The organism is Bradyrhizobium algeriense (assembly GCF_003062295.1).
Taxonomy (GTDB): domain Bacteria; phylum Pseudomonadota; class Alphaproteobacteria; order Rhizobiales; family Xanthobacteraceae; genus Bradyrhizobium; species Bradyrhizobium algeriense.
The window spans coordinates 1-253 of sequence record NZ_PYCN01000323.1; the positions used below are offsets into that span (position 1 = coordinate 1).

The window sequence follows — 253 nt, forward strand, 5'->3', positions numbered from 1 at the left end:
GGATCAATCGAAGGTCGGCCGGTCGAGCTATAAAATGGCGCCAGATGGCTCCGAACCTCTGACAAATCGACAAAGCGATCGATCGACCTCAGCAAGTGGCCGGCCGGAACATGTCGCTCAAGTGAGAACTCGTAAAACAGTGCCGCCTGGTCGACCTGCCGAGGACCCATCATCGATTCAAATCTCCACCCACTAAGGGGAAATGAATCAGCGATCTCCTTCGGCTTCAACAGCCGAGTTTTTCAACAAAATC

Annotated in this window: 1 protein-coding gene; it reads right to left on the reverse strand. The window is 53.0% G+C overall.

Features of this window, described 5'->3' with window-relative positions; translation table 11 throughout:
• A partial coding sequence (locus C7G61_RS43680; RefSeq protein WP_476727220.1) for a transposase occupies positions 1 to 173 on the reverse strand: 173 nt, incomplete at its 3' end.
• Positions 174 to 253 lie beyond the last annotated feature (80 nt).